The 24,318-nt window shown below is 59.0% G+C and carries 24 protein-coding genes and 1 riboswitch; of the genes, 10 read left to right on the top strand and 14 right to left on the bottom strand.

The features are described 5' to 3' along the window. Positions 1–22: 22 nt before the first annotated feature. A complete protein-coding gene (locus tag BBB56_RS13805) occupies positions 23–796 on the bottom strand; it encodes a transporter substrate-binding domain-containing protein (protein ID WP_123801519.1) in 774 nt (257 codons plus the stop codon). Between the two features lie 160 nt (positions 797–956). Between BBB56_RS13805 and BBB56_RS13800 the strand changes: the two genes are divergently transcribed. Next, positions 957–1,538, top strand: a complete 582-nt coding sequence (locus tag BBB56_RS13800; protein ID WP_123801518.1) for an NAD(P)H-dependent oxidoreductase — start codon at positions 957–959, stop codon at positions 1,536–1,538. Positions 1,539–1,570: 32 nt separating this feature from the next. After that, the gene (locus BBB56_RS13795) at positions 1,571–1,879 is read left to right on the top strand and encodes a putative quinol monooxygenase (RefSeq protein ID WP_123801517.1); all 309 of its coding nucleotides are present in this window, start codon (positions 1,571–1,573) and stop codon (positions 1,877–1,879) included. A gap of 52 nt (positions 1,880–1,931) precedes the next feature. On the opposite strand, the gene BBB56_RS13790 is transcribed toward BBB56_RS13795, so the two are convergent. From BBB56_RS13790 to nudF, 6 genes are read right to left on the bottom strand one after another with little or no spacing between them, the layout of a single operon-like run. Continuing rightward, a complete protein-coding gene (locus tag BBB56_RS13790; protein ID WP_123801599.1) occupies positions 1,932–2,831 on the bottom strand; it encodes a LysR substrate-binding domain-containing protein in 900 nt (299 codons plus the stop codon). Between the two features lie 45 nt (positions 2,832–2,876). Further along, the gene (gene parE, locus BBB56_RS13785; RefSeq protein ID WP_123801516.1) at positions 2,877–4,772 is read right to left on the bottom strand and encodes a DNA topoisomerase IV subunit B; all 1,896 of its coding nucleotides are present in this window, start codon (positions 4,770–4,772) and stop codon (positions 2,877–2,879) included. A gap of 47 nt (positions 4,773–4,819) precedes the next feature. Further along, positions 4,820–5,401 carry an esterase YqiA gene (yqiA, locus tag BBB56_RS13780; RefSeq protein ID WP_123801515.1) on the bottom strand — a complete coding sequence of 194 codons (582 nt, stop codon included), beginning with the start codon at positions 5,399–5,401 and terminating at the stop codon, positions 4,820–4,822. A 3-nt stretch (positions 5,402–5,404) separates the two neighbouring features. Further along, positions 5,405–6,232 carry a 3',5'-cyclic-AMP phosphodiesterase gene (gene cpdA / locus BBB56_RS13775; RefSeq protein ID WP_123801514.1) on the bottom strand — a complete coding sequence of 276 codons (828 nt, stop codon included), beginning with the start codon at positions 6,230–6,232 and terminating at the stop codon, positions 5,405–5,407. A gap of 45 nt (positions 6,233–6,277) precedes the next feature. Beyond that, positions 6,278–6,703, bottom strand: a complete 426-nt coding sequence (locus tag BBB56_RS13770; RefSeq protein ID WP_123801513.1) for a DUF1249 family protein — start codon at positions 6,701–6,703, stop codon at positions 6,278–6,280. Beyond that, a complete protein-coding gene (nudF, locus tag BBB56_RS13765) occupies positions 6,700–7,335 on the bottom strand; it encodes an ADP-ribose diphosphatase (RefSeq protein ID WP_123801512.1) in 636 nt (211 codons plus the stop codon). Before nudF ends, BBB56_RS13770 begins: the two co-directional genes overlap by 4 nt. A 213-nt stretch (positions 7,336–7,548) precedes the next feature. Between nudF and tolC the strand changes: the two genes are divergently transcribed. The 3 genes from tolC to BBB56_RS13745 all read left to right on the top strand — a co-directional run bounded on the left by tolC (position 7,549) and on the right by BBB56_RS13745 (position 11,008). Further along, positions 7,549–9,030 carry an outer membrane channel protein TolC gene (tolC, locus tag BBB56_RS13755; protein WP_123801511.1) on the top strand — a complete coding sequence of 494 codons (1,482 nt, stop codon included), beginning with the start codon at positions 7,549–7,551 and terminating at the stop codon, positions 9,028–9,030. 141 nt (positions 9,031–9,171) lie between these two features. Beyond that, positions 9,172–9,843 (top strand): DUF1190 family protein, encoded by a 672-nt coding sequence (locus BBB56_RS13750; protein WP_123801510.1) that lies wholly within the window; start codon positions 9,172–9,174, stop codon positions 9,841–9,843. A 4-nt stretch (positions 9,844–9,847) separates the two neighbouring features. Continuing rightward, positions 9,848–11,008 carry a glutathionylspermidine synthase family protein gene (locus tag BBB56_RS13745; protein WP_123801509.1) on the top strand — a complete coding sequence of 387 codons (1,161 nt, stop codon included), beginning with the start codon at positions 9,848–9,850 and terminating at the stop codon, positions 11,006–11,008. A gap of 31 nt (positions 11,009–11,039) precedes the next feature. On the opposite strand, the gene ygiD is transcribed toward BBB56_RS13745, so the two are convergent. Further along, on the bottom strand, positions 11,040–11,825 hold the full coding sequence (gene ygiD / locus BBB56_RS13740; RefSeq protein WP_123801508.1) for a 4,5-DOPA-extradiol-dioxygenase: 786 nt from the start codon (positions 11,823–11,825) through the stop codon (positions 11,040–11,042). Between the two features lie 189 nt (positions 11,826–12,014). Between ygiD and zupT the strand changes: the two genes are divergently transcribed. Continuing rightward, positions 12,015–12,782 (top strand): zinc transporter ZupT, encoded by a 768-nt coding sequence (gene zupT, locus BBB56_RS13735; RefSeq protein ID WP_123801507.1) that lies wholly within the window; start codon positions 12,015–12,017, stop codon positions 12,780–12,782. 62 nt (positions 12,783–12,844) lie between these two features. Here the strand turns inward: zupT and ribB are convergent, their stop codons facing one another. Next, a complete protein-coding gene (ribB, locus tag BBB56_RS13730; protein ID WP_123801506.1) occupies positions 12,845–13,501 on the bottom strand; it encodes a 3,4-dihydroxy-2-butanone-4-phosphate synthase in 657 nt (218 codons plus the stop codon). A 107-nt stretch (positions 13,502–13,608) separates the two neighbouring features. Beyond that, positions 13,609–13,756, bottom strand: a riboswitch (FMN riboswitch). A gap of 171 nt (positions 13,757–13,927) precedes the next feature. Between ribB and ubiK the strand changes: the two genes are divergently transcribed. Beyond that, positions 13,928–14,233: a ubiquinone biosynthesis accessory factor UbiK gene (gene ubiK, locus BBB56_RS13725; protein WP_123801505.1), complete on the top strand. Its 306-nt coding sequence runs from the start codon at positions 13,928–13,930 to the stop codon at positions 14,231–14,233. A gap of 39 nt (positions 14,234–14,272) precedes the next feature. Here the strand turns inward: ubiK and hldE are convergent, their stop codons facing one another. The 3 genes from hldE to BBB56_RS13710 all read right to left on the bottom strand — a co-directional run bounded on the left by hldE (position 14,273) and on the right by BBB56_RS13710 (position 19,953). Beyond that, positions 14,273–15,697, bottom strand: a complete 1,425-nt coding sequence (gene hldE / locus BBB56_RS13720) for a bifunctional D-glycero-beta-D-manno-heptose-7-phosphate kinase/D-glycero-beta-D-manno-heptose 1-phosphate adenylyltransferase HldE (protein WP_123801504.1) — start codon at positions 15,695–15,697, stop codon at positions 14,273–14,275. Positions 15,698–15,773: 76 nt separating this feature from the next. Next, positions 15,774–18,620, bottom strand: coding sequence for a bifunctional [glutamate--ammonia ligase]-adenylyl-L-tyrosine phosphorylase/[glutamate--ammonia-ligase] adenylyltransferase (glnE, locus tag BBB56_RS13715; protein ID WP_123801503.1), 2,847 nt, complete (start codon positions 18,618–18,620; stop codon positions 15,774–15,776). A 22-nt stretch (positions 18,621–18,642) separates the two neighbouring features. Then, on the bottom strand, positions 18,643–19,953 hold the full coding sequence (locus tag BBB56_RS13710; protein ID WP_123801502.1) for a CYTH domain-containing protein: 1,311 nt from the start codon (positions 19,951–19,953) through the stop codon (positions 18,643–18,645). A gap of 205 nt (positions 19,954–20,158) precedes the next feature. Here BBB56_RS13710 and BBB56_RS13705 point away from each other — a divergent pair, with 205 nt between their 5' ends. Together BBB56_RS13705 and BBB56_RS13700 are read left to right on the top strand one after the other, a co-directional pair. Next, positions 20,159–20,779, top strand: a complete 621-nt coding sequence (locus BBB56_RS13705; protein WP_123801501.1) for a TIGR04211 family SH3 domain-containing protein — start codon at positions 20,159–20,161, stop codon at positions 20,777–20,779. A 178-nt stretch (positions 20,780–20,957) separates the two neighbouring features. Then, complete coding sequence (locus BBB56_RS13700; protein WP_123801500.1) at positions 20,958–22,190, top strand: multifunctional CCA addition/repair protein; 1,233 nt, start codon at positions 20,958–20,960, stop codon at positions 22,188–22,190. 18 nt (positions 22,191–22,208) lie between these two features. On the opposite strand, the gene bacA is transcribed toward BBB56_RS13700, so the two are convergent. Next, entirely contained in the window at positions 22,209–23,027 is an 819-nt protein-coding gene (gene bacA / locus BBB56_RS13695; RefSeq protein WP_123801499.1) for an undecaprenyl-diphosphate phosphatase, read from the bottom strand. Positions 23,028–23,221: 194 nt separating this feature from the next. After that, complete coding sequence (gene folB / locus BBB56_RS13690) at positions 23,222–23,581, bottom strand: bifunctional dihydroneopterin aldolase/7,8-dihydroneopterin epimerase (protein ID WP_123801498.1); 360 nt, start codon at positions 23,579–23,581, stop codon at positions 23,222–23,224. Positions 23,582–23,689: 108 nt separating this feature from the next. On the opposite strand from folB, the gene plsY reads away from it, so the two are divergent. Continuing rightward, positions 23,690–24,304 (top strand): glycerol-3-phosphate 1-O-acyltransferase PlsY, encoded by a 615-nt coding sequence (gene plsY / locus BBB56_RS13685; protein ID WP_123801598.1) that lies wholly within the window; start codon positions 23,690–23,692, stop codon positions 24,302–24,304. Positions 24,305–24,318 lie beyond the last annotated feature (14 nt).

Below are 24,318 nucleotides of genomic sequence, written 5' to 3'. Positions count from 1 at the left end.
AGGGGAAGCGCAGCGCCCTGCCTTAGCGCGCTTCGCCCATCCACTGAGCGGCAAGGCGCGCATAATCGCCGGTGGCGGTGGCGGTGGCGAGATGCAGCCACTGATCGACATAGGCTTTCCAGCTCATATCATCGCGCGGGATCATCCAGGCCTTTTCGCCATACTGTAGCGGGGCCTGCGGATTAAGCGCGCACAGCTGCGGGTAATGCTGCTGCTGATAGCGGGCTTCCGAGGCGTCGGTAATCATGACGTCGGCTTTGTTATCCACCAGCTGCTGGAAAATCGTCACGTTATCGTGAAACAGCGTCAGCGAGGCCTGCGGCAGATGGCTGTGCACAAAGGCTTCGTTGGTGCCGCCCGCCGGTTCGATCAGACGCACGCCAGGCTGATTGAGCTGCTCAATGGTGCCGTATTTCGCTTTATCGGCGCAGCGCACCAGCGGAATTTTGCCATCGACGCCGAGCGGCTGCGCGAACCAGGCGATCTGCTGGCGCTTCAGCGTGACCGACACGCCGCCCAGCGCTATATCGCACTGCTTTGCCATAAAATCCCGCGACAGGGTTTTCCAGGTAGTCGGCACCCAGCGGATGCTGGCGTCAAGGCTGGCGGCCAGCGACTGCGCCAGGCTGATGTCCAGCCCTTCGTACTGTCCGTCAGGACGTAAATAGGTGTAGGGCTTGTAGTCGCCGGTGGTGCAGATCGTAAGGGTTTTGCTGGCGAGAACCCGGTCGAGACGCGAGTCCGCGTGCGCGACGCCGCCAGTCAGCAGCAGCGCGGAGAAAAGGTATTTATACATTGTTGTTCTTCTGTGGTGCGTGATGAGTGTGGACGGAGTGTGTCATAAGCCGCTGGATTATTGCTTTCCGCGCAAGAGTCTTGTGATCAGAATCGCATTTTTCTGCTGCCGCTTCGGGCGTAAAGTAGCGGCTCAAATGCAAAACAACAGAGATTACCGAATGAGCACTATCCTGATTATCGACGGCGGCAAAACCTTTGCCCACTCTAAGGGTGAACTGAACCATACGCTGACTGAGGTGGCGGCCAGCCAGCTGCGCGATTTAGGCCATGAGGTTAACGTTACCCTGGCTGACAGCGACTATAACGTTGCGGAAGAGGTGCAGAAATTTCTCGACAGCGATGTGGTGATTTACCAGATGCCCGGCTGGTGGATGGGCGAGCCGTGGACCGTTAAGCGCTATATCGACGAAATTTTTACCGAAGGGCACGGCAAGCTCTACGCCAGCGATGGCCGCTCGCGCGCCGACGCGAGCAAAAAATATGGTTCAGGCGGCCTGCTTCAGGGCAAAAAATATATGCTTTCGCTGACGTGGAACGCCCCGCTGGAAGCCTTTACCGATCCCGACCAGTTCTTTGAAGGCGTCGGCGTGGATGGTCTCTACCTGCACTTCCATAAGGCCAACCAGTTCCTGGGAATGGAGGCGCTGCCCACCTTTATCTGCAACGACGTTATTAAGCAGCCGGACGTGCCGCGCGACATCGCGCGTTATCGGACTCATCTCAACGAGATCTTTGCTTAACTTAACGCGAACCAGCAAATGAGGAGAGAGTCATGCTAACGGTAGTGGCGGAAATTTGTATCAAACCCGGACGTCGCAGCGCAGTACTGAACGCGATCTCCTCGCTTATTCCCACGGTGCTGGCCGAAGAGGGCTGCCATCAGTACGACGCGCTGGTGGATCATCAGGCGCAGGTGCCGTGGAAGCATAATTCGCCCGACTCCATTTTTATGCTGGAGCAGTGGGAATCGCTGCGTCATCTGGAACAGCATCAGCAGATGCCGCATATGGAGGCGCACCGCGCGCAGATCAAAGATGATGTGGTGGACGTGAAGATTCTGGTGCTGGAGCCGACCGCTTAACACCACAGGCTGTCACAGGCCGCGCGCCGCCAGGCACGCGGCTTTTTTTATGTCAGAACAGCGCCTGCGACGCGATTTCGGCGTGAAGAAAATCGAGAAAACAGGTAATGCGCGCCGCCAGCTCCGCGTTGCGGTAATAAACCGCGTGCACCGGCAGCCGCACGTCCAGCGTCTGCGGCACCAGCACCTCTTTTAGCCTGCCGGCGGCAAGATCCTGATGGCTGACAAAGTCAGAGATACGCGCAATGCCCTGCCCGGCCAGCGCAAGCTGACGAATGATTTCACCGCTGGAGGCGGCGATCGTCGGCTGAATACGCAGCATTTCGCCCTCTCGCTGCCAGACCGGCCAGACGTTATGCATCTCCAGCTGGCTAAAGCCAATCAGCTGGTGCTGCGCCAGCGCCTCGACGCTCTGTGGTTCGCCATGCTTTTGCAGGTACTCCGGACTGGCCAGCAGCCGCACCCGGCTGCTGCCGAGCATTCTGGCGCGCATAGTGGAATCGCGCAGTTCGCCGATGCGAATGGCGATATCGGTCTGCTGCTCCAGCAGATCGATAACGATGTCGTCGGTATTCAGCTCCAGCTGAATCAGCGGGTAGCGCTGCCGGAACGCGCCAATCAGCGGCACGATAACGTGCTGCATAAAGGGCGCGGCGGCGTTGATGCGCAGGCGGCCGGAAGGGGTTTCGCGCCGTCGGGCGATCTGCTCTTCGGCCTGCTCCACCGAGACCAGAATTTGACGCGCATGGGCAAGGAAAAGCTGGCCCTCTTCGGTCAGGGCCAGGCGGCGCGTGGTGCGGTGCAACAGAGTACTGTTGAGTTTGGTTTCGAGCCGGCTCAGGGCGCGGCTCACGCCAGAACTGGTTTGATCCAGCAGTTCCGCCGCCGCGGTAATAGATCCGCAGTCCGCCACCGCCACCAGCACGCGCAGCTCTTCCAGCGTGACTTTCATCATCCACTCCATTGCGCGGCTGAGCTATCAGCCGCAGCGCGATGATTACACTTCGATATCGGCCATATCGCCTTTTTCCTGCAACCAGTTGCGGCGATCTTCCGAGCGCTTCTTGGCCAGCAGCATATCCATCACGCGCAGCGTCTGCTCGACGTCGCTCTCTTCCACCGTCAGCTGCACCAGGCGGCGCGTATTAGGATCGAGCGTGGTTTCGCGCAGCTGTAGCGGGTTCATCTCGCCCAGCCCTTTAAAACGCTGTACGTTCGGCTTGCCCTTCTTGCGCTTCAGCTGCTCCAGCACGCCCTCTTTTTCATCTTCATCAAGCGCGTAATAGACCTCTTTGCCAAGATCGATACGGTAGAGCGGCGGCATCGCCACATAAACGTGGCCGCCTTTCACCAGCGAACGGAAGTGCTTCACAAACAGCGCGCAGAGCAGCGTGGCGATATGCAGACCGTCCGAGTCCGCATCGGCAAGAATGCAGATCTTGCCGTAGCGCAGCTGGCTGAGATCCTCGCTGTCGGGATCGATGCCGATCGCCACGGAGATGTCGTGCACCTCCTGCGAGGCCAGCACTTCGTCAGAGGAGACCTCCCAGGTGTTGAGGATCTTGCCTTTCAACGGCATGATCGCCTGATATTCGCGATCGCGCGCCTGCTTAGCGGATCCCCCTGCGGAATCCCCCTCTACCAGGAACAGCTCGGTTTTATTCAAATCCTGCGCGGTGCAGTCCGCCAGCTTGCCAGGCAGCGCCGGTCCGCTGGTGAGCTTTTTACGCACCACTTTCTTCGCCGCGCGCATACGGCGCTGCGCGCTGGCGATCGCCAGCTCCGCCAGCTGCTCCGCGGCCTGAACATTCTGGTTCAGCCACAGGCTAAAGGCGTCTTTCACCACCGCCGACACAAAGGCCGCGCACTGGCGCGACGACAGGCGCTCTTTGGTCTGGCCGGCAAACTGCGGATCCTGCATTTTGACAGAGAGCACGTAGGCGCAGCGATCCCAGATGTCTTCCGCCGACAGCTTCACGCCGCGCGGCAGAATATTGCGGTATTCGCAAAACTCCCGCATCGCATCGAGCAGCCCCTGGCGCAGACCATTAACATGGGTGCCGCCCTGCATGGTGGGGATCAGGTTGACGTAGCTTTCGGTCAGCAGCTCGCCGCCTTCCGGCAGCCACAGCAGCGCCCAGTCCACCGCTTCCGTATCGCCGGAAAAGCTGCCGACAAAGGGTTTTTCCGGCAGCGTCGGCAGGCCGTTCACCGCTTCGCACAGGTAGTCGGTCAGGCCATCTTCATAGCACCAGCGCTGCTCGGTATTATTGACCTTGTCTTTGAAAACAATTTCAACGCCGGGACAGAGCACGGCCTTGGCCTTCAGCAGATGGGTCAGGCGCGAGACGGAAAAGCGCGGGCTGTCGAAGAAGCTTTCATCAGGCCAGAAGTGAACCCGCGTGCCGGTGTTGCGCTTCGCGACCGTGCCGGTTTTAGTCAGCTCCTGCACCTTTTCGCCGTTCTCAAAGGCGATGTCGTACACTTCGCCGTTGCGGCGTACCGTGACTTCAACGCGCTTCGACAGGGCGTTGACCACCGAGATGCCGACGCCATGCAGGCCGCCTGAGAACTGGTAGTTTTTGCTGGAGAACTTACCGCCCGCATGCAGGCGGCAGAGAATAAGCTCAACGGCCGGCACGCCCTCTTCCGGATGAATATCCACCGGCATCCCGCGGCCGTCGTCGATGACTTCCAGCGACTGATCGGCATGAAGAATGACTTCAACTCGTTTCGCATGGCCTGCCAGCGCCTCATCGACGCTGTTATCAATGACTTCCTGACCCAGATGATTAGGGCGCGTCGTATCGGTGTACATACCGGGACGGCGGCGCACCGGCTCAAGGCCAGTCAGAACCTCAATAGCATCCGCGTTATAGCTTGATTGACTCATGATAAATTTCTAATCAGAAGCGTGAAATTAGGTGCAATTTCCGCAGGTTAGTCGTGATTCAGACCCAGAAAGTCCAGAATCTGCGGGAAATGGCGTTCGAATCCAGTAAATGCATGATTGCCGCCCTGTTCCACCGTCTGGCGGCAGGCGCTGTAGTAGTCCAGCGCCTGGCGGTAATCGAGCACTTCGTCGCCGGTTTGTTGCAGCAGCCAGATTAAATCGGGCGCTTCCAGCGGATCGATCTGCATGACTTTCAGATCGTAAATGTGGCGAGACTCTAACACATATTGCTGGCCCGTGTAGGGATTCTGGTTCACCCCAAGGTAATCCGCCAGCAGCTCAAACGGACGCACCGCCGGATTGACCACCACGGCGGGCAGCATAAAACATTGAGAGAGCCAGGTGGCTAAATAGCCGCCCAGCGAGGAGCCGACCAGGCCGAGCGGCTGACCGCTCAGCGCCATGACTTTTTCTTCCAGCAGCGCCGCCGCGTCAGCGGGGAAAGCGGGCAGCTGCGGAACGATAACCTCAATATGCGGATGCGTTGCCGCCATCCACTGCTGTAGCTGCGTCGCCTTGGCTGACAGCGGCGAGCTGTTAAAGCCGTGCAGATAGAGCAGCGCCGCCATGCGTCAGTAACCGTCCGAATCCAGGTCTGGCCGAAACGCGTCGGTTTGCAGCCGGTTGACTTCGGTGTCGAGCGTGCCGTCCGGATAGAGGGTGAACCAGCGCCAGCCGGGCGCGACGGTATCAATAGTGAAGCTGGTGCAGAGCGGTTTAAACTGCACGCAGGTAGAAGGCGTCGCCAGCACCCGCCGATCGTGCCAGGCGAGATCCAGCTCCTGATGAATATGGCCGCATACCAGCGTGCGCGCCAGAGGATAGTGTTGCAGCACCGCGTCCAGCTGATGGGCGTTGCGCAGGCTGTGCTGATCGAGCCAGGTGCAGCCGCTGGCCAGCGGATGGTGATGCAGCACCACCAGCGTGTGGCGCTGCGGATAGATCGCCAGCGTCTTCTCCAGCCACTCCAGCTGATAGTCGCTCAGCATGCCGTGCGGAACGCCGAATACCTGGCTGTCGAGCATGACCAGCTGCCAGTGTTCGCCAAGCAGCACATGCTTTTGCGCGGCGATGGCCGCCTCGGCCAGGGTATCCACCATTGCCGGCTGGAAATCATGATTGCCCGGTAGCCAGACGCAGGGTTGCGGCAGACGCGCGATGCCCTCAGCGAAATGCTGATAGGCTTCAACAGAGTGATCCTGAGCAAGATCGCCGGTGGCGATAATGAGATCAAACTCGCGCTGCTGCGCCACAATGGCTTTCAGCACCGCGTTATAGCTCGCCCAGGTATTCACGCCCAGCAGCGATTCGTTTTTTCCAGCGAAAAGGTGGGTGTCCGTGATTTGCAAAATCCTGATCCCGGCCCCATTCGCCGCAGGAAGTGTTAGCAGGCTATCCAAAGCGTTTCCTTCGTCTCCACGCCGAATAATGCATTATCTGTGCGATCAGCAGACCGGCATCGCCATCGCACCCTGCGCCAGGCAGTAGCGCAGCCAGTCAGCAAGAAACTGGTTAATCTGATGTTTCTCGTCGCGCTGATGCAATTTTTTATTGGGGTAATCATAGCGCGCTTTAAAGCGATAGATCTGCTGCGTTGAACACACTTCAGCGACCATAGCGTCATGATAGAGCCGTACCGACATCGAGGGCAGGCTCCAGTAGCTGACGGCGGGCGCGACCTGGCGGATCTCCACCAGCGTGGTATAGCGCGTAGACTCTTCAATGGTCAACTGATAGCGAGCGCCGTTAACCTGATAGACCACCGACGCGCCTGCCTCATCGCTGCGCGGCAGCAGACGACGCAACTGGGCGAAATTGGTTTCGCAAAGCCGCATCATTTCGGGGAAATCAGGGGTATAGCGCTGTTTCATTTTAGCTTCCACTCGTCTCGTAGTTTTTCATGGTGCAACGCCAGCCATTGCAGGGCGATGACGGACGCCGCGTTGTCGATAATCCCCTCTTCCACCCAGCGGTAAGCCTGTTCGCGGCTGACCACATGCACAAGAATATCCTCATTCTCTTCCTCCAGGCCATGGCATCCTTGTGCCAGGCTGGCATCCACTTCTCCCACCAGGATCGACAAGCGCTCACTGGTGCCGCCAGGGCTGGCGAGATAGTTTAACACGGGTTTAACCCGTCCGACGGTTAAGCCTGCTTCTTCTACGGCTTCCCGTCGCACCACGTCTTCGGCGCTTTCGTTGGGTTCGATAATGCCCGCCACCATCTCCAGCAGCCAGGGCGTTGCGCTGACGTCAAAGGCAGGAATGCGGATCTGCTCGATCAGCACCACTTCATCGCGTAAGGGATCATAGGGTAGCAGCACGGCGGCATGCCCGCGCTCAAAGACTTCGCGCACCACCTCGCCGCTCATTTCGCCATTGAAGCGGCGGTGACGAAACCGATAGCGAACAATGGAAAAAAAACCTTTCCAGGCGGTTTCGCGTGCAATAATTTCTACATCGTTTTTTGTAAAAGTCACTGGGGATTTTTTTTCGCTGCTCATTGTCCGGTTCCTCAGCCAGATTGGGACGGAGCGGCAAAAGCCAACCCTGAGGCTCCATCCGAGTGGTTCTTTCTGAATTATTTACGTAAATTAGGGGGAGAAGGCACGTTCAGCCAACTTATCACACAGTCGCACTCTGCTAGAATCTGCGATTATTTTTTGGCTTATCTGGCAGCGCTACCCCTGTAATTTGCTGCAACAAAAGGAATGCAAATGAAAAAACTGCTCCCATTTCTTATCGGGCTGAGTCTGGGCGGTTTCAGCCTCGTCAGCCAGGCAGAGGATCTGCTACAGGTCTATCAACAAGCGCGTCTGAGCAACCCGGATTTACGTAGCTCCGCTGCTACCCGCGATGCCGCCTTTGAAAAGATTAATGAAGCGCGCAGTCCTTTGTTGCCTCAGTTAGGTTTAGGCGCGGATTACACCTATAGCAACGGCTTTCGCGACAGCAGCGGCCTTCATTCCAACACGACCAGCGGCTCGCTGCAATTAACCCAGACTATTTTCGATATGTCGAAATGGCGCAATCTGACGTTGCAGGAAAAGAGCGCCGGCATTCAGGATGTCACCTATCAGGTCGCCCAGCAGGATCTGATCCTGAACACCGCTACCGCTTATTTTAATGTATTAAAGGCGATTGATACCCTTTCTTACACCGAAGCGCAAAAACAGTCGATCTACCGCGAGCTGGACCAGACCACGCAGCGCTTCAATGTCGGCCTGGTCGCCATTACCGACGTGCAGAACGCCCGCGCCCAGTATGACAGCGTGCTGGCGAACGAAGTCACCGCCCGTAATAACCTGGATAATACGGTCGAGACGCTGCGCCAGATTACCGGCAATGACTACCTGTCCCTGGCGTCGCTGAATATCGATCGCTTTAAGACCGCCCGTCCCGATCCTATCAGCGCCCTGCTGAAGCAGGCGGAAAGCCGTAACCTGAACCTGTTATCCGCCCGTTTGAATCAGGATCTGGCGCGCGAGCAGATCCGCTATGCGGAAAGCGGCCATATGCCGACGCTGGATCTCACGGCGTCCACCGGCCTGTCAAACAGCAAGTACGGCGGCAGCCGCGCCAACCAGAGCGCAGGCTACACCGACTCTATCAGCGGGACCAATCAGGTCGGCCTGAGCTTCACGCTGCCGCTCTACAGCGGCGGTTCAGTAACCTCACAGGTGAAGCAGGCGCAGTTTAACTACGTCAGCGCCAGCGAGCAGCTGGAGAGCGCGCACCGTTCGGCCGTTCAGACCGTGCGTTCCTCTTACAACAACGTGAACGCTTCCGTCAGCAGCATCGACGCCTATAAACAGGCGGTGGTTTCAGCGCAGAGTTCACTCGACGCGATGGAAGCCGGCTATCAGGTGGGTACGCGCACCATCGTTGACGTGCTGGATGCGACCACCACGCTGTATAACGCCAGACAGCAGCTGTCCGATGCGCGTTACAGCTACCTGATTAACCAGCTGAATATCAAATACGCGCTGGGTACGCTGAACGAGCAGGATCTGCAACAGCTGAACAGCCAGCTCGGCAAAGAGATCTCGACCTCGCCAGAAACCGTCGCGCCGGAAAATCCGCAGCAGACGGCCAGCGTGGATAACGGTCCGGCAGCACAGCCGGCGGCAGCGCAGACTGCGCCGGTGGCCGCGCGCCCCGCCGCCCAGCGCGGCAGCGGCAATCCGTTCCGCAATTAATCGTTAACGGGCCGCTTTGCGGCCCGTCTCTCTGTTAAACGTATAACAACGTAAAGATCCTTTCCTCATCAGGCCCTCAGCTTCATTTTCCACCAGCAATCCCCTATCCTGAGCATCACCTTTGGGCACAGGATGAATCATATGAAACGGACAAAAAATATTCGCCATGCCGCTTTTCGTAAAAGCTGGCAGGCACGCCATTTAACGCCGGTCGCACTGGCTATCGCTGCGGTATTTACCCTGGCGGGCTGCGAACAGAGCGATGAAACGGTTTCGATGTATCAGAATGCGGATGACTGTAGCAAGGCCAATCCAGGCCAGAGCGCGCAGTGCACCACGGCTTACAACAACGCGCTGAAAGAAGCGGAACGCACCGCGCCGAAATACGCCACGCGCGAAGACTGCGTCGCGGAATTCGGCGAAAATCAGTGCCAGCAGACGCCGGCCCAGGCAGGCGCGGGCACTACGCAAAACGCCGAGGCGCAGCAGAGCGGCAGCTTCTGGATGCCCCTGATGGCGGGCTATATGATGGGCCGCATGATGGGCGGCGGCGCAGGCTTTGCGCAGCAGCCGCTCTTCTCGCCGCGCACGCCGAACAGCCCGGCAAACGGTCAGTTTGTCGACGCCTCGGGTAAAAACTACGGCAGCGCCACCTCTGGCCGCACCATGAACGTGCCGAAAACCGCGCTGGCGCCGAAACCGGCAACGACCTCGACCATTACGCGCGGCGGCTTCGGCGAAACGGTCGCGAAGCAGAACAGCATGGCGCGCAGCAGCGCGACCGGCACCTCCAGCCGCTCGCTGGGAGGCTAACGCCGTGCAACGCATTGCCATTAATGAGCGCCCCAACTGGCGTGAAAAAGCCACGGAATACGGCTTTCGTTTTCATACCATGCACGGCGAGCCGTACTGGTGCGAAGACGCCTACTATCAGTTCAGCCTGGCGCAGATCGATAAGCTGGAGGCGGTCACCGCCGAGCTGCACCAGATGTGTTTGCAGGTGGTAGAGAAAGTTGTCGCCAGCGAAGCGCTATTGACGAAGTTTCGCATTCCAAAGCACACCTGGGATTTTGTTCGCGACTCCTGGAAGCAGCGCCAGCCCTCGCTCTACTCGCGCCTCGATCTGGCGTGGGACGGCAAAGGCGACGCAAAGCTGCTGGAGAATAATGCGGATACGCCCACCTCATTGTACGAGGCGGCTTTCTTTCAGTGGATCTGGCTGGAAGATCAGCTTAACGCCGGTCAGCTGCCGCAGGGCAGCGATCAGTTCAACAGCCTGCAAGAGAAGCTGATCGAGCGCTTCGCCGCGCTGCATCAGCAGCATGGCTTCCAGTGGCTGCACTTTGCCTGCTGCCGTGATACCGAAGAGGATCGCGGCACGGTGCAGTACCTTCAGGACTGCGCGACCGAAGCGGGCCTGCCGAGCGAATTTCTTTATATTGATGAAATTGGCCTTGGCGATAAGGGCCAGTTCACCGACGTGCACGATCAGGTGATCAGCAACCTGTTCAAGCTCTATCCGTGGGAATTTATGCTGCGCGAGATCTTCTCCACCAAGCTGGCGGATGCGGGCGTGCGCTGGCTGGAGCCGGCATGGAAGAGCATCGTCTCGAATAAAGCGCTGCTGCCGATGCTGTGGCAGATGTTCCCTGACCATCCAAACCTGTTGCCCGCCTATTTTGCCGAAGACAATGTGCCGCATATGGATAAATATGTGGTTAAGCCGCTGTTTTCACGCGAAGGCGCTAACATCCGCATCGTGGAAAACGGGCAGGAAATCGCGCGCGTTGATGGCCCCTACGGCGAAGAGGGCATGATCGTGCAGCAGTTCCATCCGCTACCGAAGTTTGGCGACAGCTATACGCTGATCGGCAGCTGGCTGATTGACGATCAGCCTGCGGGTATCGGCCTGCGCGAGGATCGCGATCTCATCACTCAGGATCTTTCGCGCTTCTATCCGCACGCCTTTATCGAGTAACTAAAGCGGGCCGCGCTGGCCCGCTTCTGCCTTAGCCCACCTGCACCGACAACATGCTGATAGCTCCCATCTCAATGCCGTCTATGGGGACGCTGACAGGCTCGTCAGCCTGACGCGCGCCCAGTACATAGAGCAGCGGCAGAAAATGTTCTTCGGTCGGGTTAGAGAGTTTCGCGTCCGGATGCTGCATAAAATTCACCAGCGGATGCGTGGCGATCTCCCCCTGATAAGCCAGATTCTCCCGCACGTACTGATTAAAGTTCAGCGCCCACGGCCAGGCAGCCGAGGTTTCATCCCAGCTGACCTTACGCAGATTGTGCACTACGTTGCCGCTGGCCACGATCATCACGCCGCTGTCGCGCAGCGCGGCCAGTTTTCTGCCCTGCTCAAAGTGCCAGGCGGGCGGCTGGGTGGCATCGACGCTGAGCTGCACCACAGGAATGTCGGCGTCAGGGTACATTTTGATTAGCACGCCCCAGGAGCCATGATCGAATCCCCACTGATGATCAAAACGAACCGCTACCGGCGCGAGGGCGTCGGCGATCTGCTGCGCCAGCTCAGGCGAACCCGGCGCGGGATAGCGCGTGTCGAACAGCGCCTGCGGGAAGCCGCCAAAATCATGAATGGTGCGGGGATCTTCCATCGCCGTGACGGCGACACCCTGCGTGTACCAGTGCGCCGATACTGCAATAATGGCGCGCGGACGCGGCAGCGTTTCTCCCGCCGCGCGCCAGGCGCGGGTATAGCGGTTTTCTTGCAGCACGTTCATTGGGCTGCCGTGACCTAAAAACAGCGCGGGCATACGTGGTTGCATTATTTATCCTCAATCTGTGGCTTACAGAGCAACGATACGCCTTTTATCCCTGCGCTGAACGCGCATAAGCGTGATGAAGACTATCAGTAGATTTGAATAACTTTTGTCCGACACTTCTTTACTAAAAATAGCTCGACGTTTCGTAGGGTTATCGCTAACTTTATGCGAATGATAATCATTAAGGAGACTGCAATGTCGGTTCCTCTGCTGCTTACCGTGCTGGCGGGCGCCGCTACCTTTATCGGGGCGATTTTCGGCGTACTGGGTCAGAAGCCGTCTAATCGAATGCTGGCATTCGCGCTAGGCTTTGCCGCCGGAATTATGCTGCTGATTTCGCTGATGGAGATGCTGCCGACCGCGCTGCATACCGCAGGCATGTCTCCGCTGCTCGGCTACGGTATGTTTATGCTGGGCCTGCTGGGCTACTTCGCGCTGGACCGCCTGCTGCCGCACCAGCATCCGCAGGATTTAATGACGGCGCAGCATCAGCCTGCGAAGCTGCGCCGCACGGCGATTCTGCTGACGCTGGGCATCAGCCTGCATAACTTTCCTGAAGGCGTCGCGACCTTTGTTACGGCAAGCAGCGATATGGAACTGGGAATGGGCATCGCGCTGGCGGTCGCCATCCACAATATTCCGGAAGGGCTGGCGGTGGCCGGTCCGATGTACGCCGCTACCGGTTCAAAGCGTAAGGCGCTGTTCTGGGCCTGCGTCTCTGGCGTGGCGGAGATCCTCGGCGGCCTGCTGGCGTTCGCGCTGCTTGGCCCGATGATGTCGCCAGTGGTGATTGCCGCGGTGATGGCTGCGGTCGCGGGCATTATGGTCGCCCTGTCGGTCGATGAGCTGATGCCGCTGGCGCGAGAAATCGACCCGCATAATAATCCCAGCTATGGCGTCCTGTGCGGAATGACGGTGATGGGCGCGAGCCTCGCGCTGCTTCAGATAAGCGGGACAGGCTAACCTGCATCCGCAAAACAGAACGGGCCGCTAAGCGGCCCGTTTTTGTTGGTCAGCGGCGCAGCTTAGCTGGCCTGACGCGTTTCGCGTTCGCGGCGATACGCCACTAAATCTTCAATCGTCACTACCGGCATATTGTGCGCTTTAGCGAACACAATCGCTTCCGGCGCGTGCGCCATGCTGCCGTCGTCGTTAGTGAGTTCGCACAGCACGCCTGCGGGTTTAAAGCCCGCCAGGGTCACCAGATCGATGGTCGCTTCGGTATGGCCGCCGCGCGTCAGTACGCCGCCGTCGCGCGCGCGCAGCGGGAAGACGTGGCCAGGACGATTAAGGTCGCTCGGCTTCGCGTCGTCGGCGATAGCCGCGCGAATCGTGGTGATGCGGTCCTGGGCGGATACGCCTGTCGTCACGCCTTTAGCGGCTTCAATGGTCACGGTAAAACCGGTGCCGTAGGAGCTGGTGTTGTTTTCCACCATCATCGGCAGTTCAAGCTGCTGACGGCGTTCGTCGGTCAGGCACAGGCATACGATGCCGCTGCCGTGGCGAATGGTCAGCGCCATTTGCTCTACGGTCATGGTTTCCGCCGCGAAGATCATATCGCCTTCGTTTTCACGGTTTTCATCGTCAAGCACCATCACGCCGCGTCCCTCACGGAGCGCAGCCACTGCACGTTCTACACGCTGTTCCGGCGTGCCAAATTCAGAAAGAAGCGTCTGATTCATGGTAATAAAACCTTATAAAATATATGAGTTACCAGAATCAGGGCGAGCTTAGGAGTGATGTCGTCAGACATGGCAATAACGTGAAGCGGACAGAGTCCGGCTGATGTCGTTACCCTCTCCCATCCGGACTTTAACCGTCGGCCCCGGAATTACACCGGATCTGCTGACCTTTCCGTTACCGGAAAGCGCTCGCGGGCTTTCAGCACAGGCTGATTTACCGCCGGTGGGGAATTTCGCCCCGCCCTGAGAATAAGCAAAATTACTATAGCGCCAATCAACCAGGCGGGCAATCAACAAAACCGCAAATGCTTTTGCATTTCCTGCCATGGCGATTTCGGGTTTAACCTTTTCGTTTCAGGCATTACACTTACTCACTATCAGGACCCAACCCTGCTGTCACCAGCAACATGAAACCAGGAAATCATCATGATCGACACGAAAAAAATTGAACAACTTGCACGTCAGGTGCACGAAGCCATGCCGAAAGGGATTCGTGAGTTTGGCGACGATGTCGAAAAGAAAATTCGCCAGGTTCTTCAGGCGCAGCTGACGCGTATGGATTTGGTTAATCGTGAAGAGTTCGATGTGCAGACGCAGGTTTTGCTGCGCACGCGTGAAAAACTGGCCGCGCTGGAGCAGCGCCTGGCGCAGCTGGAAAGCCAGCAGCCGTCCGCACCCGCCCCGGCGGTAGTGACGCCCGATCCGGCGGTTAAAATCGACACGCCGCAGTAAGATTTTTATGGCGGGCGCGCGATGCGCCCGCCCGCACGCTTACTCGCCGCGAATGGTTTTGATGATATTGGTGGTAGAGATCCCGTCTTCGAAGTTAAGCACCCGCACGTCGCCGCCGTTTGCCCATACCTCTTTACTGCCCGCAATATCTTCTGGCTTATAGTCGCCGCCTTTCACCAGCAGATCGGGAAGAACTCCGGCAATCAGCCGCTGCGGCGTATCCTCTTCAAAGGCGACGACCCAGTCCACCGCCTCCAGCGCGCCCAGCACAATCATGCGGTTAACCAGCGGATTGACCGGACGACTGTCTCCTTTCAGGCGTTTCGTCGACGCGTCGCTGTTAACCGCCACGATCAGGCGATCGCCCAGCTTACGCGCGTTGGCAAGGTAAGAGACGTGGCCGGCGTGCAGAATGTCAAAAACGCCGTTGGTCATCACTACCTTTTCGCCGCGCTTGCGCGCCTGCTCTACCGCCACCTTAAGCTGCGCTTCGTTCATAATGCCGAAGCCCTCTTCCGGTCGCGCGTGAATGGCGTTTTCCAGCTCAACGGTGCTTACCGTAGAGGTGCCCAGCTTGCCAACCACCACGCCTGCCGCCGCGTTCGCCATAAAGCAGGCCTCTTCGAGCGAGTCGCCCGCCGCCAGAGTTGCCGCCAGCACGCCGATTACGGTGTCGCCCGCGCCGGTCACGTCGAACACTTCCTGCGCCTGGGTGGGCAGATGCAGTGGCGCTTTACCGGGCTGAAGCAGCGTCATGCCGTTTTCAGAACGCGTTACCAGCAGCGCGGAGAGTTCATAATCCGCCACCAGCTGCATACCGCGACTGACAATCTCATCTTCGTTTTTGCATTTGCCCACTACGGCTTCGAACTCTGACAGATTGGGCGTCAGCAGCGTCGCGCCGCGATAGCGCTCAAAGTCAGTGCCTTTGGGATCGATAAGCACCGGCACATTCGCTTCGCGCGCCAGGCGGATCATCGACTGCACGCTGGAGAGCGCGCCTTTAGCGTAATCAGACAGCACCAGCGCTCCGGCCGCGGCCAGCGACTGGCGCAGACGCTGATGAATCGGCTCTGGATCGACCTGTTCGAATCCCTCTTCGAAATCAAGACGCAGCAGCTGCTGATTGCGCGACAGCACGCGCAGTTTGGTAATGGTGGGATGCGTTTTGACCGCCACGAAGTCACAGTGAACGTTAACGTTTTTTAGCGTTTCGCTCAGCACGCGCGCCGCATCATCCTCACCGGTCAGGCCGATAAGTCGCGAAGCGGCCCCCAGCGCGGCAATGTTCATCGCTACGTTTGCTGCGCCGCCTGGACGCTCTTCAATGGCATCCACTTTCACCACCGGCACCGGCGCTTCAGGAGAGATACGGCTGGTCGGGCCATACCAGTAGCGATCTAACATCACGTCGCCGACGACCAGTACCGAAGCACGGTCGAACGCGGGCAAAGTAACTTTCATTCCAGACACTCCAGACTGCTAGTAAAAATAGTGCGCGGATGATAGCACAGATGCGATCCGCGCTATCAACAGACGCTTAAGGTGATACCGGCGACGCCAGCCAGCGCTGCCAGCTCGCCACCACGGTTTGCCGCTCAGCGGCGAAGGCTTCCGGTTCGACGTGGCCGGGAAGCTCCTGTAACGCCAGATGGTGCAGCGCGTCGCGCAGCGTGACATAGGCGTGCGTGAGCGCCTGCGCTTCCGCCTCCTGCATTTTGTCGTAGCGCGCCGCCAGCTCGAAAATACGCACATTGTCAGACCAGCGCGTCAGCTCAGGCTGCTCAGCGGCATAGCGCAGGACGAGATATTGCGCGATAAATTCAATGTCGGTGATGCCGCCTTCATCGGTTTTTATCTCCCAGCGCCCTTTATGTTTATTGCTGAGATGCGCGCGCATCTTCTCGCGCATATCGCGCACCTCTTTTTGCAGCGTCTCTGGCGCGCGCGGCAGGCAGAGGATGGCGCCGCGAATCGCGTTAAAGCGCGCGGCCAGCGCGTCATCGCCAAACACCACACGGGCGCGCACCAGCGCCTGATGCTCCCAGGTCCAGGCTTCGTGGCGCTGATAGTCGTCGAAGGCGTCAAAGGTGCTGACCAGCATGCCCGCCGCGCCCGACGGCCGCAGCCGCGCGTCGACCTCATACAGGATGCCTGAGGCGGTGCGCGTGCTGAACAGGTGCATAATGCGCTGCGCCAGCCGCAGATAGAACTGACGACCATCGATGCTGCGCTCGCCGTCGGTTACCGCGTCCGCCGGGCAGTCGTGCAGGAAAACCAGGTCGAGATCGGAGCTATAGCCCAGCTCCCAGCCGCCCAGCTTGCCGTAGCCCAGCACCGCGAAACCGCGCTCATGCTCATTTTTCAGGTGCGTCGGCCGCCCGTAGCGCTGCACCATCATCAGCCACGCCTGCTGCACCACCGATTCAATTATGGCTTCCGCCAGCCAGGTTAAGTGGTCGCTTACTTTCATGACCGGCAGCGTTCCCGCGATGTCTGCCGCGGCAATACGCAGCAGCTGCGCCTGTTTAAACTGACGCACCGCCTCAAGCTGTTGTTCTTCATCGTCAACCGGAATGCGCATCAGGTACTGGCGCAGTTCATCGCGATAGGCGTCAGTGGCGGTCGGCTGGTAAAGCGTAGCGGGATCGAGCAGTTCATCCAGCAGCAGCGGATAGCGCGCCAGCTGGCTGGCGATCATCGGCGACGCGGCGCACAGGCGGATCAAGTGCCGCAGCGCGCCGTGGTATTCGGTCAACAGTTCCAGATAGGTACTGCGCGTCAGCACGCCCAGCAGCAGAGGAACCAGTCGGCTGAACGTCACCGCCGCGTCGTCGCGCGGGCATACCTCGCTCAACAGGCGCGGCATCAGCTGGTCGATCGCCTGTCGCCCGCGCGGGCCGATGGTGCGACGGCTAATGTCCTGGCGGAAATCCTCCAGCGAGCGGTGCAGCGACTGGCGCTGCTCCTCGCCTAGCTGCGGCACCAGCGGAGCCAGTTCGGCATCGTCCAGCGCATCCTGCCACATGCTGCTAAATTCCAGCAGCTCCGGCTGATCGCTGATTTCAGGAATGTCTTCGCCAATCAGTTCGTCGAAAATGGCGCGAACCGCCGCCATATGCGCCTCAAGCCGCGCCGATAAGTCGGACCAGCCTGCGCACTGCATCGCCCAGGCGAGCCGCGCGCGGTTAAGCGGGTCGGCTGGCAGCGTCTGGGTCTGTTCGTCGGCGATACTTTGCAGCAGATTCTCCAGCCGACGCAGGAAAAGGTAAGCCTCGCGCAGCGTCGCGACCTGCTCTGGCGTGAGCAGCGCCAGCTCGCCAATGGCGGACAGCGTGGGCAGCAAAGAACGCAACTGTAGCGAGCGCTCACGTCCACCGCGTATCAGCTGAAAAACCTGCACGATAAATTCGGTTTCGCGAATGCCGCCGGCGCCCAGCTTGATGTTGTTGGTCAGCCCGCGCCGCCGCACCTCGCGCGTGATCATGCTCTTCATATTGCGCAGCGACTGGATGACGCTGAAATCGATATAGCGGCGATAGATAAACGGACGCAGCATCTGCTGAAGCTCCTGGCTCCAGCGATCCTGGTCGTCCCCCATCAGACGCGCTTTCACCATCGCATAGCGTTCCCAGTCGCGGCCCTGCTCCTGGTAGTAGTCCTCCAGCGCCGCAAAGCTCAGCACCAGGGGACCGCTGTCGCCAAACGGACGCAGCCGCATATCGACGCGGTAGACAAAGCCGTCCATCGTCGGCTGATCCAGCACTTTAATCAGCCGCTGCCCCATGCGGGTAAAGAACTGCGCGTTGTCCAGCTCGCGTCGGCCGCCGCGCGTCGTGCCATTTTCCGGCCAGGCGAAGATCAGATCGATGTCGGAAGAGAAGTTAAGTTCGCCGCCGCCCAGCTTGCCCATACCGAGGATCAGCATCGGCTGCGGCTCGCCCGCGCCGTTGCAGGGGGTGCCGAAGTCGCGGCAGCACGCCTGATAGACCCAGTCGCGCGCGCGGCTAATCAGCGCCTCGGCCAGCACGCTGAACTGCTGCAAACTCTGTTCGGTGCTGGATTCATGCAGACACTGCATCCAGGCGGCGCGCATCAGCATACGACGGCGAAACAGCCGCAGCACGCGCATCAGCGCGGCTTCGCTATCAACCGCCGCAATATCCGCATCCAGCCATTCGGCGTAGCGCTGCCACTCATCCGGCTGCGGCGGGCGCTGCTGCATCTCCTGCCACCATTCAGGGTGACGTTGCAGGTTCTCGGCGATGAAATCGCTGAACGCCAGCGCGGCACGCTGCGCGTCAGTGAGGGCGTCGACGGCGACGCCGAGGCGCTCGGCCGCGCTGGCCGCCTGCGCCTGTAATTCAGCGGGTAACTCAGACAACATCTTCTCTCCCTGATGGGTCAGATTATCGCGGCGTACTGCTGTTTAACCAGAATGTGGGCTGACGTATTGCCTGAGACGCCAGCGATTTCAGCCAGCGATCCTGGTTCTGCGCAATGGACTGTTGCAGCTGCTGCCAGGGCGCCAGCCAGACGCTGACCGCTTCCGGCGCATAGGCCCCGGCGAGCAGATGCACCGCCAGCAGCTGGCGTGACAGTCGCGTCGCTTTATCGTGGTATTCGTTGGCCTGCTGCACATCGCTGAAGGTCTCTTTGAGATCGGCCGCGATGCGGCTCAGCATAATGTCGCTGAAGCGCTTAAAGGAGCCGTCAAGCTTCGCCTGATTTTTCGCATCGATCCAGCGCTTCCACTGCGACTCGACTAACCAGTGAGTAAGCGCTAACTGGGTCTCAACAGAGAGTGCGGAAAAACTCAGCGCCTCAACGTCCTCAACCGGATCCGCCAGCTGCTCTTCCAGCGCGGTAAGCTTCTGGCGCAGCTCGCTGCTGGCCTTACGCGGCACCAGCGCGCCGAACAGAGAAAAGGCCTGACGCAGCACTTCCAGCGCTTCGACCACGCTGCGCTGCGCCTCGGCGTTGCCGCGCAGCCAGACCTCTTCATGATACTGCCAGTGGCTCAGCGCGCTGGACATGGCGATGACCATGCCCTCTTCTACCGTGGCTTTCGGCGTGGCTTTCAGCAGCGGGAACGGACGCAGCGGACGCGGCGGATTGCCCTGCGCCAGCTGATAGCCGCGCGCCGCTTTGCTCAGGCTGCCGAGGCGCAGGCCGCCCATCGCGATAAGCTGCTGAGCAAAGGCCATCATGTCGCTGCGCTGGCCGCTCTTCAGCTCCAGCTCGACTTCAAACAGCGCTTCGCTTAGCGTCTCTGTCGCCACCTCGCCGCGATCGAACGCCACTTCCACTTCGCTCTCGCCCACCTGCACCAGCCAGGTTTCACGCTGAAAATGGGTGCTGAACAGCGGTTGCAGACGCTGTTGCAGCGCGGCGATGTCCGTGCCCTGCGGCCAGACCTCCTTCGGCAGCCGGGCAATATCCAGCTCCGCCGCAGGCAGGTCGACATTGTATTCCGCGCGCTGATGCAGGCCGCCCAGCGTGTTTCCGGCAGTTTTCAGCGTCATTTCATGCTGGCCATCCACGCCGCGAATGCGCAGCCCCATATCCCAGCGGCGCAGCTGGTTGTCATCCGTCTCGAAATAGATGTTGCTCAACGCGCGCGCGGCGTGATGCTGGTGCGGAAAAGCGGCAAGCGTCTGCGCCAGTTTGCTGGCGACATCCGGAGTGGCAATGAACTTTAATTCGATTTCGATGGTCATAATTTTTTATTCAATACGCTGCTGGCACTTACAAGGATTATCTGGCGAAGAGTAATGCACAGAAGGCGGACTGTCTCTGCTTTCTTTGCGCTTTCGCTACCCTTTTCGCAGGGAAATGAGACCAGGATAGTTCTCATTCAGATTTATGCGAAGCGGTTTCAGACTGTGCCGGTAAATTTACAGACCTCAGCTAAAACGACATCGAATGAAAAAAATTGCAATCGCAGGCCTCGCCTTGCTGGCTCTCAGCACACTCGCGCCAGCCCATGCCGACGAAAAACGCTATATCTCCGACGAATTATCCACCTGGGTTCGCAGCGGACCGGGCGACCAGTATCGCCTGCTCGGTAAAGTCAACGCGGGTGAAGAAGTGCAGCTGCTCCAGACCAACAACGATACCAACTATGGGCAGATTCGCGATTCGCAGGGCCGCACCCTGTGGATCCCGCTGTCGCAGCTCAGCGCCGAACCCAGCCTGCGCACGCGCGTGCCGCAGCTGGAACAGCAGGTGAAGGACCTCACCGCGAAGCTGGGTAATATCGACAACAGCTGGAACCAGCGCACTTCAGAGATGCAGAACAAAGTCGCCAGCAGCGACAGCGTTATCAACGGACTGAAAGATGAGAATCAGAAGCTGAAAAATGAGCTGATCGTGGCGCAGAAAAAAGTGAGCGCCGCCAATGTTCAGCTGGATGATAAGCAGCGCACCATTATTATGCAGTGGTTTATGTATGGCGGCGGCGTGCTGGGCGTTGGTCTGCTGCTGGGGCTGCTGCTGCCGCATATGGTGCCGCGCCGCAAGAAAAAAGATCGCTGGATGAACTAAGCGTTTCCCCCGTCCCACCGCCGGGATTGCGTTCAGCCGTTGCAGGGCATCCATTGATGCCCTTTTCGTCATGCCTGCAATTTGCCCATTGTGTGCAACAATAGAGCAACGAGCGCGCTGATGTTGAGCGGCGGATGGCCGTCCGGCGCGCCCTTTTTATTTTCTCTGGAGCTGTTGAGTGAAGACGTATTTGGTAGGCGGCGCGGTTCGTGATGCGCAGCTAAAATTGCCGGTCAAAGACCGGGACTGGGTCGTGGTCGGCGCAACGCCTGAGGCGATGCTGGCGCAGGGTTTTCAGCAGGTAGGCCGCGATTTTCCGGTGTTTTTGCACCCAGACAGCCGCGAAGAGCACGCGCTGGCGCGCACCGAACGCAAAAGCGGCAATGGCTATACGGGCTTTATCACCTGTTCTGCGCCCGACGTCACGCTGGAGCAGGATCTGCAACGCCGCGATCTGACGATCAATGCCATTGCGCAGGCGGAGAATGGCGATCTGATCGATCCCTTTCACGGGCTGCGCGATCTTCAGGCGCGCCTGCTGCGCCACGTTTCCGACGCCTTTAATGAAGACCCGCTGCGCGTGCTGCGCGTGGCGCGCTTCGCCGCGCGTTTCGCGCATCTTAATTTCCGCATCGCCGACGAGACCCAGACGCTGATGAGCCAGATGGCGGCCAGCGGCGAGCTGAGTCACCTCACCGCCGAGCGCGTGTGGAAAGAGACGGAGAAGGCGCTGACCACGCGTAATCCGCAGGTCTATTTCCAGGTGCTGCGCGACTGCGGCGCGCTTGAGGTGCTGTTCCCGGAAATCGACCGGCTGTTCGGCATTCCCGCCCCGGCAAAGTGGCATCCTGAGATCGATACCGGCGTGCATACGCTGATGACGCTGACGCTGGCGGCGTCGCTGTCCGACGAAGTCGATGTGCGTTTCGCCACGCTATTCCATGACGTTGGCAAAGCGCTGACGCCGCCGGAGAAGTGGCCAAGCCATCACGGCCACGGCGCAGCGGGCGTCCCGCTGGTAGAGGCGCTGTGCCAGCGCCTGCGCGTGCCGAACGCCATTCGCGATCTGGCGCTGCTGGTCACGGAGTTTCACGACGTGGTGCATACCATCGAACGTCAGTCCGCCGATGCCCTGGTCGCGCTGTTTGATCGCGTTGACGCCTGGCGTAAACCGCAGCGCATTGAGCAGATCGCTCTGACCAGCGAAGCCGATGCGCGCGGCCGCGCCGGGCTGGAGAGCATGGCCTATCCTCAGGGAGATTATCTGCGTCAGGCGTTTGCGCTGGCGCAGTCGGTGTCGACCAAAGCCGTGGTCGAGGCAGGATTTAAAGGGGCGCAGGTAAGAGAAGAGCTGACGCGGCGTCGCATTGCCGCTGTGGCGCAGGGGATTGCCGAGATGCGGCCAGCTTAATCGCTGGCCGCGCGGCGATTACATAAAGATGGCGTAGACGGCGGCCGCCACGATAAAGCGATAGATGGCGAATGAGACAAACGAGATACGTTTGATCAGCTCCAGGAATGCCTTGATAGCGATCAGCGCCACAATAAATGCGGTGACGAAGCCGACGGCGAACATAGGCAGATCATTCATCGTCAGGAAGCCGATGCTTTTATACAGATCAAGACCCGTTGCGCCCATCATCATTGGCACGGCCAGGATAAAGGAAAACTCCGACGCCGCGTAACGGCTGACGCCCATCAGCATCCCGCCGGAAATGGTGGCGCCGGAGCGAGAGAAGCCCGGCCAGAGCGCCAGACACTGAAAGCAGCCAATCATAAAGGCCTGGCGATAGGTAATGTCGTCAATGCCCACCGCTTTTGGCTGCTTCGGCTTCAGGAACTCAGCCGCCAGCAGCAGCACGCCGCCGACCACCAGCGCATACATCACGTTGATCGGATTAAACAGCGTTTTGATCTGATCGTGTAAAACCAGTCCAATCACCACCGCCGGGATCATCCCCAACAGAATATGGATCAGCGTCAGGTGGCCGCGGCCGACGCCTTCGTGCTTCACCTCTCCGAAGTGAAGGCCGATTAACCCAAAGAGACGACGCCAGAACATCACCACCACGGCGAGTATGGAACCGAGCTGGATAACAACTTCGAAGGTTTCCGCTTTATCCCCCTCAAAGCCCAGCAGGTGGCCAACAATAATCATGTGCCCCGTAGAGGAAACCGGCAGAAACTCGGTTAACCCCTCGACGATGCCCAGGATTGCAGCTACCCAAAGCTGATGAATATCTGCCATCAAATTTTCCTTATGTCCGTTTCAAACCCATTAAAAAGGCGGTCGCGCCATTGCTTCCGCCTGAAATTTTGCCATCGTCTGCCTGAGGGAAACCTTAAGGCTTTCGGCACCCTGCGTGTTTAGCAACGCAACGGTAGACGCTCTGACAAACAGTAATTTGGTTTGGTTTCATTGTGATGGCAATCACAAGCGATTTATTTAGGAATAGTCCCGCGCTCAATGCGCACGCCCACCTGCGCGGCCTGGGCAACCGCGCCTGGTTTGGCGACTTTGATGCGCACGCCTGGCGTATTGAAACGCGCCATCAGCAGATCCGCGATTTCTTCCGCTACGCGCTCCACCAGCGCGAAGCGCGCGCCGCTGAGATGCGCCAGGATGGCGTCAGAGACATCGGCATAGCTCAGACAGTCGTTGACATCGTCGCTGCGCGCCGCCTGACGATTGTCCCATGCCATTTCGACATCGAGCACCAGCTTCTGCTGGATGCCCTGCTCCCAGTCGTAAACGCCAATGGTGGTGTACACCGTGAGTTGTTCGATAAAAACGATATCCATGATGACAGTCTCTGTTTTTGGCTAAGCCGGATACCACTTCCGGCGTATAATGCGTATTATCCACGGTTCACGAAGACAAAACGACCCTAAAGGAAATGGTACGATATGATGAGTGCTATCGCGCCTGGTATGATTTTTTTCGCGTATCTTTGCGGTTCGATTTCGAGCGCGATTCTGGTATGCAAGATCGCCGGACTGCCGGATCCGCGCACTCAAGGCTCAGGTAATCCTGGCGCGACCAACGTGTTGCGCATTGGTGGTAAAGCCGCTGCGGCCTGCGTTTTGGTTTTCGACATTCTTAAAGGCATGGTGCCGGTCTGGCTGGCTTATCTGCTGCATCTTGCTCCGCTTTATCTTGGCCTTACCGCCATCGCCGCCTGTCTCGGCCATATCTATCCGCTGTTCTTTCGCTTCCGCGGCGGCAAAGGCGTCGCCACGGCGCTGGGCGCCATCGCGCCGATTGGCTGGGACTTAACGGGACTGATGACCGGCACCTGGCTGCTGACGGTGCTGCTGAGCGGCTACTCGTCGCTGGGCGCGATTGTCAGCGCGCTGATCGCGCCTTTTTACGTGTGGTGGTTTAAGCCGCAGTTCACCTTTCCGGTGTCGATGCTCTCATGCCTGATCCTGCTGCGTCATCATGACAATATTCAGCGCCTGTGGCGCGGACAGGAGAGCAAAATCTGGAGGCGCAGGAAAGCGCGCGAGGAAGAGAAAAAATAAAGCCGGTAGCGCCG

Origin of the sequence: Candidatus Pantoea deserta (genome assembly GCF_003813865.1) — a bacterium.
Taxonomy (GTDB): Bacteria; Pseudomonadota; Gammaproteobacteria; order Enterobacterales; family Enterobacteriaceae; genus Pantoea; species Pantoea deserta.
This window is presented reverse-complemented; position numbering and strand designations above follow the sequence as displayed.